The following is a 14,122-nucleotide window of genomic DNA, read 5'->3' as shown; positions in this document are numbered from 1 at the left end:
AACTGCGGCGCAGACCCTCTGGCATATGCCAGGGTCATCACCCACCGCCTGGACCTCGGCTCTTCCCGTCTTCACACCTCGTGGTCACAGCACCGCGCTGAGGAATTCCCGGGTGCGTTCCTGTTCCGGTTCGTTGAAGATCCTCTCCGGAGGGCCCGCCTCGATGATCCGGCCAGAGTCGAACATCATCACCTGGTCGGAGACATCCCGGGCGAAACCCATCTCGTGGGTCACGCACAGCATCGTGATGTCGGTGGTGCGCGCGATGTCCCTGAGGAGGTCGAGCACGCCCGCGACCAGCTCCGGGTCGAGCGCGGAGGTCACCTCGTCCAGCAACAGGATCTCCGGTCGCATGGCGAGCGCCCGCGCGATCGCCACACGCTGCTGCTGGCCGCCGGAGAGCTGCGCGGGGTGCGCGTCGACCTTGTCGGAGAGCCCGACCAGGTCCAGCAGCTCGCGCGCCCGCGCCTCCGCCTCCTCGCGGCCGAGCCCGAGGACGTTGACCGGTGCCTCCGTGATGTTCTGCAGCACCTTCATGTTCGGGAACAGGTTGAACTGCTGGAAGACCATCCCGATCTTCCTGCGGGCCCCGCGCAGGTACTTCTCGTTGGCCGGCTTCAGCCCGCCGTCCGGGCCGCGCATGTGGGACAGCGGCTCGCCGTCCACCCAGATCACGCCGTCGCTGACCCGCTCCAGGGTCATCAGCAGCCGCAGGATGGTCGTCTTGCCGGAACCGCTCGGCCCGATCAGCGTCACGTGCTTGCCGCGCTGGACGCCGAAGTCCAGCCGGTCCAGCACGACATGGTCGCCGAAGCGCTTGACCACGTGGTCGAAGCGCACCAGGTCGGCGGGCGTGCCCGGGGTCCCGTCCTGGCTGGTCGGCTTCTGCAGAGGGTCAATGGCCAAGGCGTTGCTCCAGCTTTCTCATCAGAAGCGAGGTCGGATAACTTGCCGCCAGGAAGATCAGGCCCGCGAGCGTGAACGTCTCGGCGTACGTGAAGTGGTCCGCGCCGTATTCGCGGGCCTCGGCGACCATCTCCGTGACCGTGATGACGGCCAGGAACGGGGTCTCCTTGAACATGGAGATGGCGTAGTTGCCCAGCGCGGGCAGCACGCTGCGCACCGCCTGCGGCAGGATCACCGCCTGCCAGGTGCGGCGCGGTGGCAGCGAGAGCGCCCGGCAGGCCTCCCACTGGCCCTTCGGCACCCCGTCGATCCCCGCCCGGTACACCTCCGACAGATACGCGGCGTAGTGGATGCCGAGCACCGCGATGCCGATGGTCAGCGGTTCCACCGTGTTGAAGACGGCGTAGGCGCCGACCAGTTGCACCAGCAGCGGGGTCGACCGGACGAACTCGGTGACCACCCGGACCGGAACGGTCACCAGCCGGGTCGGCGCCCGGCCCGCCACGGCGACGACCAGCCCGAGCACGGCGGCCACCAGCGTGCCGAGGACGGTGGCCAGCAGGGTGGTGAGAAACCCGTGCCACAGCAGCGGCAGCGACTCGCGGACGGCACCCCAGTCCCAGCTGTAGTTCACAGGGCGCCTCCCGCCGTCACCTCGGGCCGCTCCGCCGACTGCGCGCTGCGGCTGCGCAGCAGGCTGCCGGCGCCGGTGTGCTGGCCGAGCTTCGTCTTGGCGTGCCGCTCCAGCGCGTTCATCAGCAGGGTCAGCGCGTAGGCGAGCACGAAGTACATCACCAGCAGGGTCAGATAGGCCCAGGTGGTCGAGCCCGTGCGGTCACGCATCTGCTGGACCACCGTCGTCAGGTCGGCGGCGGAGATCAGCCACAGCAGCGGGGTGCACTTCAGCAGCTGGATCAGCAGGTTGGTGAACGGCGGGATCATCTGCGCCCAGGCCTGGGGCAGGATCACCCGGCGCATGCGCTGCGCCGGCGTCAGGTTCAGCGCGACCGCCGCCTCCCACTGCGCCCGCGGTACGGCGTTCAGCGCGCCGCGCACCACTTCGGAGCCGTAGGCGCCGTAGTTCATGCCGAACGCCACCACGCCGCAGACGAGCGGGGTGAGTTCGTACCCGGTCAGCAGCGGGAACGCGTAGTACAGCCAGAACAGCTGGACGTAGAGCGAGGTGCCGCGGAAGAACTCCACGACGACCCGGGACAGCCCTCGCACGAGCACGGGCCTGCTGTTCGCCATGAAGCCGAACACGAAGGACAGGGTCAGGGCCACGGCCGAACCGAGGACGGTGGCCTCCAGTGTGACGGTCAGCCCGGACCACACCTGGGAGACATGGCCGAAGAAATAGGAGTAGAAGCCGTTCATGGAATCACTCACCGGCGAGGCCCGTCAGGCCTTGCACAGGTCGGCGGTCTTCAGGCTCGCCGGGGGGATGGTGTCCTTGCCGAAGCCGTACCGGCCGATGAGCCGCACGTACTGCGCCGGATCCGAAGTGATCTTCTTCAGCTGCGCGTTGAAGGCGTCCCGCAACTCCTCGCTGCCCTTGCGGAAGACGGCGCCGCCCGGGCTGTACTGCTTCTTGCCGTCCACCTCCGGCACGAACGAGTCGGTGACCTCCACCTGCGGGTTGGTCCGGGCGAGCCAGCGCAGCGATATCCCGGTCAGCACGAAGGCGTCGATGCGGCCGCCCTTGACCGCGTCCGCGCCGTCCTGCTGCTTCTGCAGCGTCTTGATGTCGCCCTCGGAGAACCCGGCGGCGGTGGCGTAGCTCTTCTCGACCGCGCCCGCCAGCACTCCGACGGTGGCTCCGGCCTTCTTCGCGGAGGCCAGATCGGTCAGGTTCTTGGGGTTGCCCTTCTTGACCATCATCGCGGTGGGCGAGATGAACTCCGGCTCCGAGAACAGTGCCTTCTCGCACCGGTCCGGGATGATGGCCATGCCGGCGCTGATCACGTCGTACTTGCCGGCCTGCAGACCGGGGATCAGGCCGTCGAACTCGGCGAAGGTCGGGCGCAGTTCGTCGACGCCCAAGGCCTTGAAGATCGTCTGGTGCAGGGTGGGCGCCTCGCCCTGGAGTTTTCCGTTCTCCTCGTAGCCGTAGGGGGCCTCGTTCGCGTACGCCACCCGCACATAGCCCTGCTTCTTGAGCTGCGCCAGCTTCGAGGCCCCGCTGTCGCCGGTGCTGGTCTTGCTGCAGGCGGTCAGGAGCCCGGGGACGGTCAGCAGACCACCGACGGCCGCGCTTCTGGTGAGGAAGCCGCGGCGGGACAGGTTCGGGAACTCGGACATGGGCGCGCAACCTCCAGAGAGAGCCTTGCCAGGTCTGGCCGTAAACCAGTGGTGGCGCCTGCCCGATCTCCGTGAACTATGCGGTGAGACTGGGGGGCGTAACCCAACCGTGATCTACGCGGCCCTGATCTGTGTCCAGTCGCCGGGTGCGCGAGGCGCTTGAGCCGCGGCGGGCCGGGCAGACGCACCCGCGGAGACGGCACATGGAGAAAGCACGTGGAGACGCACCCGCGCAGACGTGAGGAGAGGGAATGTCAGACCGCCATGTCGAAGTGGCGCTCGACCGCCGCGGAGTGCGCTGCACGGCGCGGCTGCTCGCCGACCGGGCACCGCTCACCTGCGCCGCGGTGTGGGACGCACTGCCCCTGAGCGGCGACGTCTATCACGCGAAGTACGCGCGCAACGAGATCTACGCCCTGTTCCCGCCGTTCGCCGCCACCGAGCCCCCGCTGGAGAACCCGACGGTCACCCCGATCCCGGGCGACCTCTGCTACTTCTCCTTCGCCGGCGCCGAACTGGGCACGCGGGCCTACGGTTACGACCGCGAGGTCCGCCCCGGCACCACCCTGGTCGACCTGGCCCTCTTCTACGAGCGCAACAACCTCCTCCTCAACGGCGACGTGGGCTGGGTGCCCGGCATCGTCTGGGGCGAGGTGGTCGACGGCCTCGACCGGATGGCCGAGGCCTGCAACGACCTGTGGCGCACGGGTGCCGCGGGGGAGACGCTCAGCTTCCGCCGGGCGTGATGCTTCCGGTGGGCGTGAGGCTGCGGGCGGCCCCCGCCTCGAACAACGCGTGCGCCGTCCGCAGCACCAGGTCGTCCCGGTGCCGGGCGGCGACGATCTGCAGCCCCACGGGCAGTCCGTACGCGTCGGTGCCAACGGGAACCGTGGCGGCGGGCTGCTGGGTGAGGTTGAAGGGGTACGTGAACGGCGTCCACCCCGTCCAGCGGTGGTGCGCGGAGCCCCCCGGCACCTCGGCACCCGCCTCGAACGCGGTGAGCGGCAGCGCCGGCGTGACCAGCACGTCGTACGACTCGTGGAAGCGGCCCATCCGCCGGCCGAGGTCCATGCGGACGTCCACCGCGGCCAGATAGTCCAGCGCGCTCATGCGGGCGCCCTGCGCGCGGATCTCCCGCAGGCCGGGATCGAGTAGCTTCCGCCGCTCCGGGGCGATCCCCTCCGTCAGCCGCGCCGCACCGCTGAACCACAGGGTGTGGAAGGCTTCCACCGGGTCGCTGAAGTCGGGGTCGGTCTCCTCGACGTACGCGCCGAGGTCGGCGAGGCCCGCCACCGCCCGCCGCACCGCCGCCGCGACCGCCGACTGGACCGCGACCTGCCCGCCCAGGCACGGCGAGTACGCCACCCGCAGCCCGTGCACCCCGCCCTCCAGCGCCGCCACGAACGAGCCCGGCGCGGGCGGCAGCGCCGACCAGTCACGGGAGTCGGGCACCCCGATGACGTCCAGCATCAGTGCGGCGTCCGCCGCGTCCCGGGTCATCGGCCCGACGTGCGACAGCGTGCCGAACGGGCTCGCCGGATACAGGGGCACCCTGCCGTACGTCGGCTTCAGCCCGAAGATCCCGCAGAACGCGGCCGGGATCCGTACGCTGCCCCCGCCGTCCGTGCCCAGCGACAGCGGACCCGCGCCGACGGCCACGGCCACCGCGCTGCCGCCGCTGGAGCCGCCCGCCGTGCGGGACGGGTCGTGCGGGTTGCGGGTCACGCCGCACAGCGGGGAGTCCGTGACCCCCTTCCAGCCGAACTCGGGTGTCGTGGTCTTGCCGACGAACACCGCGCCGTGCTCGCGCAGCCGGGCGACGGAGGGCGCGTCCTCGTCCCAACGTCCCTCTTCGGACAGGGTTTTGGAGCCGCGCAGGGTCGGGTGGCCGCGCAGCAGCAGGAGGTCCTTCACCGTCACCGGCACGCCGTCCAGCAGCCCGGCCGGCTCACCGCGCCGCCACCGCTCCTCCGACTCCCGCGCCCGCACCGCCGCCTCCTCGTCGAGGAGCCGCGTGAACGCGTTGAGCCCCGGCTGCACCCTGCGGGCCCGCTCCAGCGCCTGGGCGGTCGCCTCCACGGGACTGAACTCGCCCTTGCGGTAGCCGTCGAGGAGTTCTACGGCGGTCAGGTCGGTGAGCTGCATGCACCCTCCCGGTGGGTCAGTGGCCCGGTACGTAGCCACGCTTCTTGTCGACCACGTTCACCAGTGATCTGCCTGCCGCCCAGCGCTCGTACAACTCCACGAACTGCGTCCCCAGTTCGTCCCGCCAGCCGATCGTGTCGCCGCTCATGTGCGGCGAGACGATCAGCCCGGGCAGCCCCCACAGCGGGCTGTCCGCCGGCAGGGGCTCGGCGGTGAACACGTCCAGGGCCGCGGCCGCGATCCAGCGCCGCCGCAGCGCCTCCGCGAGGGCGTCCTCGTCGACCAACTGGCCCCGGCCGACGTTCACGAAGACCGCCGAGGGCTGCATCACGCCGAACCGGCGGGTGTCGAACATGCCGTACGTCTGCTCGGTCAGCGGCGCGGCGGCGATCACCCAGTCCGCGCGGGAGATCAGCCGGTCCAGGTCGGCCGGGCCGTGGATGCCGGTACGCGGCATCCGGCCCACCAGCGCGGTGGTGACGCCCAGGGCCTTCAGCGTGCGCGCGATCGCCCGGCCGATCGGCCCGGACCCGACCACGCACGCCCGGGTGCCCGCCACCCGCCGTGTCTCCCGGTGGCGCCAGGCGCGCTCCCGCTGGAGCTCCAGCGTGCGCGGCAGATCCTTGGCGACGGCCAGCACCAGCGCGGCCACGTACTCGGCGATCGGCTGGTCGAAGATCCCGCGCGCGTTGGTCACCACCGTGTCGGACGCGGCCAGCTCCGGGCACATCAGGTGATCCACTCCGGCGCTCGCGGTGTGCACCCAGCGCGGGCGGGGCCCGTCCCCGGGCCAGGCCTCGCGGGCGGCGGTCGAGGTGAAGTCCCACACCAGCAGCACGTCCGCCTCCGGCAGCAGCCCGGCCAGGCCGTCCGCGTCGGTATGCAGGATCCGGGCGCGGCCGGTGAGGCGGCCGAGCCGGGGCGGCGGGTCGGCGTCCAGCACGAGCAGGGTGGGGCGGGTCGGGATGGGCATCGAAGGGCCGTTCCTCCCGGAATCCGGGCGCGGACAGGGTGTCTGACATGCACGGATTGACCACGCTCGCACCCGAACCTACCTTCGTCAACACGGGCGTACTCACGATCCGTTCCCGGTTCGTTCTCAGTTCCTTTTCAGCGTGAGGCGGGAGCCCTGCCATGGACGTCTCCTTTCTCGGCGGCCCCCGCCCCCAGCGCGGAGTCGGTGTCGTCGCCCCTTTTGACTTCGCCCTCGACCGCGAGCTGTGGCGCTGGGTTCCCGACGACGTCTCGCTGCATCTGACCCGCACCCCGTTCGTGCCGGTCGAGGTGAGCCTGGGCCTGGCCCGGCTGGTCAGCGAGCACCAGACCCTCGGCGACGCCGTGCGCGCGCTGAGCGCCGTCGCCCCCGAGGTCCTCGCCTACGCCTGCACTTCCGGCAGCTTCGTCGGGGGGATCGCGGGCGAGCGGTCGATGTGCGCGGAGATGAGCAGGTCCGGCGGCGAGCTGCCCGCCGTCACCACCTCGGGAGCGCTGCTGGAGGCCCTGACGGAGCTGGGGTGCGAGCGGGTCGCGCTGGTCACCCCGTACACCGTCTCCGTGACCCGGGCACTGGAGACGTACATCGCCCAAGCCGGCATACGCGTGACCGGCCGCGCCTACATGGGGCTCACCCGGCACATCTGGAAGGTGCCGTACCGGGACGTGGTCGACATGGCCCGCCGCGCGGTGCGGCCCGGCAGCGCCGACGCGCTGTTCATCTCCTGCACCAACCTGCCCACGTACGACGTCATCCCGCAACTGGAGGCCGAGCTGCGCATCCCCGTCCTCTCGGCCAACCAGGTCACGATGTGGGGCGCCCTGCGCCGATTGGGTATCCGAGCGGTGGGGCCGTACCAGGCGCTGCTCGACGAGGCCGCGCGTGACTGGCCGGCCCTGCCGGCTCAGACGCAGGAGCCGGAAGAGACGCAGTGACGGACGGACACGACGCAGGACCACTGGGAAAGGCCGCCATGACAGCACTGGGATTCCTCTACCCCGGCCACTCCGGAGAGGACGACTACCCGCGCATCGAGCAGCTCCTGGGCAGCGACATCCGGGTGGACCTGATCCACACCGACATCGGCGAGGACGCGCACCGGGTGGACGCGCTGCGCGAGATGGGCTCCACCGACCGGCTCGCGGCGGGCATGGAGCAGCTGCGGCTGACCGGGGCCGAGACGGTGGTGTGGGCGTGCACCAGCGGCAGCTTCGTGTACGGCTGGGAGGGCGCCCAGGAGCAGGTGCGGACGCTGGCGCGGCTGGCCGGGATGCCGGCGTCCTCCACGTCCTTCGCCTTCGTGCACGCGGCCCGGGAGCTGGGGGTGCGGCGGGTGGCCGTGGGTGCGACCTACCCGGAGGACGTGGCCGCGCTGTTCTGCGACTTCCTGCGGGTCGCGGGCCTGGAGGTGGTCAAGGTGCAGTCGTCGGGGATCGTCACGGCGGCGGAGGTGGGGACGTGGGGGGAGGCGGAGGTGCTGGCGCTGGCGCGGGCGGCGGATGCCTCCGGCGCGCAGGCCGTGCTGCTGCCGGACACCGCGCTGCACACGGCGGCGCATCTGCCGGCACTGGAGAAGACGCTGGGCAAGCCGGTGCTCACGGCGAACCAGGTGTCGGTGTGGGAGGGGCTGAGGCTGGCCGACCGGCGGGTGAACGCGCCGACCCTGGGCGCGCTGTTCACCCGTGAGCCGATCGTCCAGGTCTGACCGGCCGGCCCCCGGCGCACCTCCCCGGGAATAACCGGGGACAGCCTCCTGTTAGTCGCCCGCAGGACACTCCATGCCGGAAACAGGAGGCACGCACGTGGCGGCAGACGAGATCCGGGGTGCGGCGCACGGCACCGCTCCCGCGCCCCTCTCCGTACTGGACCTGGTGACCGTGGGGGCGGGCAGTACCGCCACCGAGGCGCTGCGCACCAGCGTGCAGCTGTCCCGGTTCGCCGAGTCGCGCGGCTTCCACCGGTACTGGGTCGCCGAGCACCACTCCATGCCCGGCGTCGCCTCCTCCTCGCCCGCCGTGATCCTCGCCCACCTCGCCGCCCACACCGAGCGCATCCGGCTCGGCTCGGGCGGCGTCATGCTGCCCAACCACGCGCCGCTGGTGATCGCCGAGCAGTTCGGCACGCTGGAGGCGCTGGCGCCGGGCCGGATCGACCTGGGGCTCGGACGGGCGCCCGGTACGGACGGGGCCACCGCCGCCGCGCTGCGCCGCACCGACACCCTGAACGAGGGCGCCGACGACTTCCCGCAGCAGCTGGCGGAACTCACCCGCTTCCTGGACGACGACTTCCCCGACGGCCACCCGTACGGACGCATCCACGCGATCCCGGGCCCCGTGCAGGGCACCACCCCCGGCGGGGTCCAGTCCGCGCACCGGCCGCCCGTCTGGCTGCTCGGCTCCTCCGGCTTCAGCGCCCGCCTGGCCGGCCTGCTCGGACTGCCCTTCGCCTTCGCGCACCACTTCTCCGCGCAGAACACCATCCCGGCCCTCGACCTGTACCGGGCGACCTTCAAGCCCTCCGAGGTGCTGGCCGAGCCGTACGCCCTCATCGGCGTCTCCGCCCTCGCCACGGACGACGCGGCGGAGGCGCGCCGGCAGGTGCGGGCGGCCGCCCTCAACATGCTGCGCCTGCGCATGGGCCACCCCGGCCTCTTCCCCGACCCGGAGGACGCCGAGCGGCACCAGTTCAGCCCCATGGAGGAGGACTTCGTGGCCTCCTGGACCGGGAACGTCGTGCACGGCACCGCGGACGAGGTCCGCACCGGCCTGGACGAGCTGCACAAGCGCACCGGCGCGGACGAGCTGATGATCACCTCGCACGCCCACCGCGGAGAACTGCGGCTGCGCTCCTACGAACTGATCGCGGACGCCTACGGCTTGCCCACCGCGTAGGCCGCCTGGTCGCCCAGCAGCTCGGAGATACGATCCGGCGGCACCGGACGGGAGTACAGCCAGCCCTGCCCGGTGTCGCAGCCGATCCGGCGCAGCCGCGAGGCCTGCGCCGACGTCTCCACGCACTCCGCGGTGACGGTGAGGCCCAGGCGGTGGGCCAGCTGGATCATCGCCTCCACGATCACCTCGTCGGCCGGATTGGGCGGCACCCCTTTGGGCGCCTCCTCGTACTGGAAGCCGCGCACGAAGGAGCCGTCCAGCTTCAGGACCTTCACCGGCAGCCGGCTCAGGTACGCCAGGTTCGAGTAGCCGGTGCCGAAGTCGTCGATGGCGATCCGCACGCCCATGTCGCTGAGGGCCTGCAGGGCCTGGAGCGGGCGGCCCGCCGAGCCCATCACGGCCGACTCGGTCAGCTCCAGCTGGAGCAGGTGCGGGGCGAGCCCGGTCTCGGCGAGGGTCTCCGCCACGTCCGCGACCAGGTCGGAGTCCCACACCTGGCGCACGGCCACGTTGACGCTGACGAAGATGGGCGGTTCGCCGGGGTGGTCGAGCTGCCAGCGGCGGGCCTGCCGGCAGGCGGTGGCCAGCGCCCAGCGGCCGAGCTGGACGATCGAGCCGTCCTCCTCGGCCAGTCCGATGAACCGATTCGGCGTCAGTGTGCCGAACTGAGGATGATTCCAGCGGATCAACGCCTCGACCCCGCTCAGCCGGCCGTCCTCCATGCCCACCAGCGGCTGGTACTCCAGCGCGAACTCGCCCCGCTCGATGGCGGGGCGCAGGGTGGAGGCGAGGGCCTGGCGGGTCATCAGGTGCGCGTTGCGCTCCGGGTCGAACAGGGTCCAGCGGGCCTTGCCGTCGGCCTTCGCCCAGTACAGGGTCGTGTCGGCCGCCTGCATCAGACCGGTGGCGCTCGTCCCGGCCGCGTGCCGTTCCACCACCCCGATGGACGCGGTCAGCGACAGGCGCTGCCCGGCCAGGTCGAAGGGCTCCTCCAGAGCCCTCAGCGCGGACTCGGCGAGGTCGGCGAGCTGTTCGGTGCCGGTGGAGTCCTCCACGAGCAGGGCGAACTCGTCACCGCCGAGCCGGGCCACCAGAGGGGCGCCGGTGCGGGCGTACCCGACCTCGTCGGCCACCCGGGTGAGCCGCTGGGCGACGGACGCGAGCAGCCGGTCGCCGACGCGGTGGCCGAGGGTGTCGTTGACCGCCTTGAAGCCGTCGAGGTCCAGGTAGCACAGGCCGATCCGGCCCGTGCCGCTCTGCTCGTACGACTCCGCCTCCAGCGCGGCCGACAGGCGCTCGAAGAACAGGGTGCGGTTGGGCAGCCGGGTCACCGGGTCGTGCATCTGCAAGTGCCGCAGCCGCGCCTGGAGTTCACGGCGGGCGCCGATGTCGGCGACCGACAGCAGCACGCCCGGCTCGCCCTCGGCCAGCGGGGCGACGGTGACCTGCACCCACAGCGAATTGCCGTCGGGATGCTTGAGCCGCCGGGTGCAGCGCAGTCTCGCCTGCCGGCCGCGCAGCACCTCCCGGTAGGCGTGCCAGGTGCGGGCGTCGGAGGCCAGGTCGACCAGGTCGGCGGCGACCCGGCCGGCCAGCGGCTCCGAGCCGGTGCCGAGCAGCTCCTCGAAGGCGGGGTTGGCGCTGACGACGAGTCCCTCGCGGTCCACGACGGCCATGGAGAGCGGGGCGGCCGCGAAGACACGGTGATACGTCGATTGGTCACTGTCTGTGACGGCTGACCGGTCGAGGTCTGCCGCGGGCGTCGGCCCTTCGGACGTTCCGCTCACCGCTCGCTCCCGCAGTGCACTCGATCTCTGTCCGTGCCGGAAAGTGTGCCGATCATAGAGGCTGGCCCTGGGGGCTTCCAGCCGGTCTCCATTGTCCCCGACCGACCCGCGGTTCTGACAGATCGTTTCTGCCCGCAGGTGGGCGGCTTCTTCAGGCCCCCGACCAGTTGTGACGTTCCGTGAGTGTTTCGGGGTGTCGTTCGGGGGATGCGCGCCGGCGCGCAAACGGGCGTACTCACCCTTCCGGTTCAGGCAAACAGGGCAAAACTCATCAAACACCCACAGTCTGGATGCGGTGTCCCGTGAACCGCATCCGGAGGTCCTTTCGTGCCCAAGCTGCGCAGCACCGCCGCCGTGGCCACCACGATGTCGGCGCTCGCCGCGACCTCGATCCTCTCCGGCCCGTCGGTCGCCGAGCCCTTCTCGACGACCCCCTGCGCCCTGCACCGCACCGAGGCCCACCACTCGGAGGGCGTGGACACCTGGAACCCCGCCTACACCCGCCCGGTCGGGACGCTCGACGCCGTCCTGATCTTCCTCTCCTTCCCGGACGCCGCCCCGCGCACCACGCCCGCCGAACTGACCGCCGATCACTTCCCGGCCACCAGCCGCTTCTTCAGCCAGGCCTCCTACGGCCGGTTCACCCTGCGCCCGCACCCGCTCGGCCACTGGCTGCGCATGCCGCGCCCGTCGTCCTCGTACGCCATGAAGCGGGACTGGAGCGCCGCCGACCGTGCCGCCTACCTGAGCGACGCGTTCGCCGTGGCCGACAAGGAGGTCGACTTCTCCCGCTACCCCGTCGTCTACTTCGTCGCCGATCCGGACGCGCCCGGCGTGGACTCCGACGCGACGAAGGTCGTCAACCTCGACACCCCCGTGCACCTGGACGGCACGGACATCAGCCGGGTCGTCACCGTGTTCGAGCAGCACCCGCCCGACCGGCTGGTCCTCGCCCACGAGACCGGCCATGTCTTCGACCTCCCCGACCTCTACCACCGTCCGGTCGACGGCAAGGGCGACTGGGACACCTACGTCGGCGACTGGGACCTGATGGGCAGCCAGTTCGGACTGGCCCCGGACATGTTCGCCTGGCACAAGTGGAAACTGGGCTGGCTGGATCCGCGCCAGGTGGCGTGCGTACGGGGGACGGGGCCGACCCGGCTGACGCTGGAGCCACTGGCCGCCGGTCCGGGCGTCCCGGTGGCGGGCACCGCCGGCGCCCCCGCCTTCGGCCTCGGCCACGGCACGAAACTGGCGGTCGTGCGCACCGGCCCGGACAGCGCGCTGGCCTTCGAGGCGCGCGGCCCGGCCGGGAACGACCGGACCGCCTGCCGCCAGGGCATCCTCGTCTACCGGGTCCGCGGCGGCGCCGAGTCCGGCGGCGGCCCGGTCGAGGTGGTGGACGCCCACCCGCGCACCGAGGCCTGCTGGGAGAATTCCGTCTACCCACCCCTGGCCGACGCCCCGGTCGCCCTGGGGGAGAGCTTCACGGTCCCGGGCGAGGGCGTGAAGGTGGAGGCGGAGGGACGGACGGCGTCCGGGGCGTGGACGGTGAAGATCACGCCGGGGGAGCCGGGGGAGCGGGAAGGGTGACGGCCGGCGAGCCGGGGCGGTGAAGGGGCTGGAGAGTCGCAGCTTTGTATACGAAAACGGTGGGCCGGTTTCTTTCGAAACCGGCCCACCGCTTCATTCGCGTGCGCCGCCAGGGACTCGAACCCCGGACCCGCTGATTAAGAGTCAGCTGCTCTAACCAACTGAGCTAGCGGCGCCTGCTGACGTCGTAGACCTTAGCATCCTGATCGGCGGGAGGAAAAATCGATATCCGCACCGCCGCCCGGGCCGCCCGTACGGCCGCCCAGAGCAGCACCTCGGGGCCGGGCAGCCAGGGGCGCCGGGTGTCGGGGGCGACCAGCCAGCGGGAGTCGCCGAGGACGGGGGAGTCACCGCCGTGCGGGGCCGGGACGGTCACCGCGTCCCCGGTGCCGTGACACAGCAGGGGCGGTACGGCCTCGGTGCGGCTGCCGTGGGCGCCTCCCCACTCCTCCCAGGTCAGCAGCGAGGGCAGCCGCTGGGCCGTGCCAGGGGCGGCGAACAGCAGCATGCGGCCCCGGAACATCGCGACCGGCCCGGAACCCGGCCCCTCGTCCCATAACCGGTCCAGCATCCGGCGCCCGAAGATCGCCGGGGCGTTCACCACGTCGAACACGGTGCCGCAGGGCAGGACGACCGGGGTGTCGGGGTGCTCCTCCCAGAGGGCGAGCGTGTTGCGCGGATACGTTCCGGCGGAGGCGAGCCAGGCGGCTCCGTCGACGGTGGCGGAGGTGACGTTCGGTGCGCTGCTCATGCCGTCTACATCTACCGGCGGTGAGTGCGCGATTCTCCGGGGTTGCGGAAAACCGGGACAGGAGCGGGCGGGCAGGAGTATCTTGCCCGCCTGGCATATGCCGGGTGCGCGGGCCGTCGGCCCTTCGGCCTAGACGGGGTCGACGGGTGTCCGGCCCTCCGTGTCCGCCCCCCGCAACAGATCCCGCCCGAACTCGACCATCCGCTTCGCGTAGTCCTCGGTCCACTCCGCCCGCTCGGCGATGTCGACCGGGGTCAGCCGGTCGAACCGGCGCGGGTCGGCGAGCTGGGCCGCAGCGATGGCCTGGAACTCCATGGCGCGGTCCGCTGCCGCGGCGAACGCCTGGGCCAGCTCCGTGGCCCGCGACAGCAGCGCTCGCGGATCCTCGATCGATTCCAGGTCGAAGAAGTGCTCCGGATCGCCGGCCGCCTCAGCGGGCTCGAAGATCAGGGGCGCGGGGCGTCGCCGCGGTTCGTTCCGATGCGGCGTGGGCTCCGCCATGTCTGCATCTCCTCCTCGTACGGTCCGGTGGACGCCCCCCTCAGGTGGGCCACCGTCCATTGTCTCGCGCGGGCGCAAGGGGACCTCGAATCGCCGGGAACCACGTGACGACGATCACGGCCGCCAGGCCACTCGGTGTTCGGCCAGATGGGCGAGCACCGCGTGGTTGGCCTCCCAGCCGTCCGGGCTGTATTCATCGGCCGTCTCCGGCGGCGTGCCGGACTCCGTCCGGCGGATGGGGGCGTGGCGGCCG

Annotated in this window: 14 protein-coding genes and 1 tRNA gene; 5 read left to right on the top strand and 10 right to left on the bottom strand. The window is 71.7% G+C overall.

Features of this window, described 5'->3' with window-relative positions:
- Positions 1 to 84 precede the first annotated feature (84 nt).
- The 4 genes from ehuA to ehuB are packed head-to-tail and all read right to left on the bottom strand — an operon-like array spanning position 85 to position 3,207.
- Positions 85 to 900: an ectoine/hydroxyectoine ABC transporter ATP-binding protein EhuA gene (gene ehuA, locus ABZ865_RS27685; protein WP_361236357.1), complete on the bottom strand. Its 816-nt coding sequence runs from the start codon at positions 898 to 900 to the stop codon at positions 85 to 87.
- The gene (ehuD, locus tag ABZ865_RS27680) at positions 896 to 1,540 is read right to left on the bottom strand and encodes an ectoine/hydroxyectoine ABC transporter permease subunit EhuD (RefSeq protein WP_361235822.1); all 645 of its coding nucleotides are present in this window, start codon (positions 1,538 to 1,540) and stop codon (positions 896 to 898) included. Before ehuD ends, ehuA begins: the two co-directional genes overlap by 5 nt.
- A complete protein-coding gene (gene ehuC, locus ABZ865_RS27675) occupies positions 1,537 to 2,283 on the bottom strand; it encodes an ectoine/hydroxyectoine ABC transporter permease subunit EhuC (RefSeq protein WP_361236354.1) in 747 nt (248 codons plus the stop codon). Before ehuC ends, ehuD begins: the two co-directional genes overlap by 4 nt.
- A 24-nt stretch (positions 2,284 to 2,307) precedes the next feature.
- Positions 2,308 to 3,207, bottom strand: coding sequence for an ectoine/hydroxyectoine ABC transporter substrate-binding protein EhuB (gene ehuB / locus ABZ865_RS27670; RefSeq protein WP_361235820.1), 900 nt, complete (start codon positions 3,205 to 3,207; stop codon positions 2,308 to 2,310).
- A 251-nt stretch (positions 3,208 to 3,458) separates the two neighbouring features.
- On the opposite strand from ehuB, the gene ABZ865_RS27665 reads away from it, so the two are divergent.
- Positions 3,459 to 3,953 carry a DUF3830 family protein gene (locus ABZ865_RS27665; RefSeq protein ID WP_361235817.1) on the top strand — a complete coding sequence of 165 codons (495 nt, stop codon included), beginning with the start codon at positions 3,459 to 3,461 and terminating at the stop codon, positions 3,951 to 3,953.
- Here the strand turns inward: ABZ865_RS27665 and ABZ865_RS27660 are convergent.
- Together ABZ865_RS27660 and ABZ865_RS27655 are read right to left on the bottom strand one after the other, a co-directional pair.
- Positions 3,934 to 5,352, bottom strand: a complete 1,419-nt coding sequence (locus ABZ865_RS27660; protein WP_361235814.1) for an amidase — start codon at positions 5,350 to 5,352, stop codon at positions 3,934 to 3,936. The two genes, ABZ865_RS27665 and ABZ865_RS27660, sit on opposite strands and share 20 nt — an antisense overlap.
- 16 nt (positions 5,353 to 5,368) lie before the next feature.
- Positions 5,369 to 6,325 (bottom strand): D-2-hydroxyacid dehydrogenase, encoded by a 957-nt coding sequence (locus ABZ865_RS27655; protein WP_361235811.1) that lies wholly within the window; start codon positions 6,323 to 6,325, stop codon positions 5,369 to 5,371.
- Between the two features lie 161 nt (positions 6,326 to 6,486).
- On the opposite strand from ABZ865_RS27655, the gene ABZ865_RS27650 reads away from it, so the two are divergent.
- The 3 genes from ABZ865_RS27650 to ABZ865_RS27640 all read left to right on the top strand — a co-directional run bounded on the left by ABZ865_RS27650 (position 6,487) and on the right by ABZ865_RS27640 (position 9,237).
- Positions 6,487 to 7,281: a decarboxylase gene (locus ABZ865_RS27650; RefSeq protein ID WP_361235808.1), complete on the top strand. Its 795-nt coding sequence runs from the start codon at positions 6,487 to 6,489 to the stop codon at positions 7,279 to 7,281.
- Positions 7,282 to 7,319: 38 nt separating this feature from the next.
- Positions 7,320 to 8,051, top strand: coding sequence for a decarboxylase (locus ABZ865_RS27645; RefSeq protein ID WP_361235805.1), 732 nt, complete (start codon positions 7,320 to 7,322; stop codon positions 8,049 to 8,051).
- 73 nt (positions 8,052 to 8,124) lie between these two features.
- Positions 8,125 to 9,237 (top strand): LLM class flavin-dependent oxidoreductase, encoded by a 1,113-nt coding sequence (locus tag ABZ865_RS27640; RefSeq protein WP_361235802.1) that lies wholly within the window; start codon positions 8,125 to 8,127, stop codon positions 9,235 to 9,237.
- Here ABZ865_RS27640 and ABZ865_RS27635 read toward each other — a convergent pair.
- Positions 9,216 to 11,024, bottom strand: a complete 1,809-nt coding sequence (locus tag ABZ865_RS27635; protein ID WP_361235799.1) for a bifunctional diguanylate cyclase/phosphodiesterase — start codon at positions 11,022 to 11,024, stop codon at positions 9,216 to 9,218. The two genes, ABZ865_RS27640 and ABZ865_RS27635, sit on opposite strands and share 22 nt — an antisense overlap.
- Positions 11,025 to 11,390: 366 nt before the next feature.
- Here ABZ865_RS27635 and ABZ865_RS27630 point away from each other — a divergent pair, with 366 nt between their 5' ends.
- Positions 11,391 to 12,617: a M6 family metalloprotease domain-containing protein gene (locus ABZ865_RS27630; RefSeq protein ID WP_361236351.1), complete on the top strand. Its 1,227-nt coding sequence runs from the start codon at positions 11,391 to 11,393 to the stop codon at positions 12,615 to 12,617.
- 102 nt (positions 12,618 to 12,719) lie between these two features.
- On the opposite strand, the gene ABZ865_RS27625 is transcribed toward ABZ865_RS27630, so the two are convergent.
- The 3 genes from ABZ865_RS27625 to ABZ865_RS27615 all read right to left on the bottom strand — a co-directional run bounded on the left by ABZ865_RS27625 (position 12,720) and on the right by ABZ865_RS27615 (position 13,869).
- A tRNA-Lys gene (locus tag ABZ865_RS27625) sits at positions 12,720 to 12,793 on the bottom strand.
- Positions 12,784 to 13,368, bottom strand: a complete 585-nt coding sequence (locus ABZ865_RS27620; protein WP_361235797.1) for a bifunctional DNA primase/polymerase — start codon at positions 13,366 to 13,368, stop codon at positions 12,784 to 12,786. The genes ABZ865_RS27625 and ABZ865_RS27620 overlap by 10 nt, the downstream gene beginning before the upstream one ends.
- A 129-nt stretch (positions 13,369 to 13,497) precedes the next feature.
- The gene (locus ABZ865_RS27615) at positions 13,498 to 13,869 is read right to left on the bottom strand and encodes a hypothetical protein (RefSeq protein WP_361235794.1); all 372 of its coding nucleotides are present in this window, start codon (positions 13,867 to 13,869) and stop codon (positions 13,498 to 13,500) included.
- Positions 13,870 to 14,122 lie beyond the last annotated feature (253 nt).

This window comes from Streptomyces sp. NPDC047085 (assembly GCF_040643735.1).
Lineage (GTDB): Bacteria > Actinomycetota > Actinomycetes > Streptomycetales > Streptomycetaceae > Streptomyces.
This window is presented reverse-complemented; position numbering and strand designations above follow the sequence as displayed.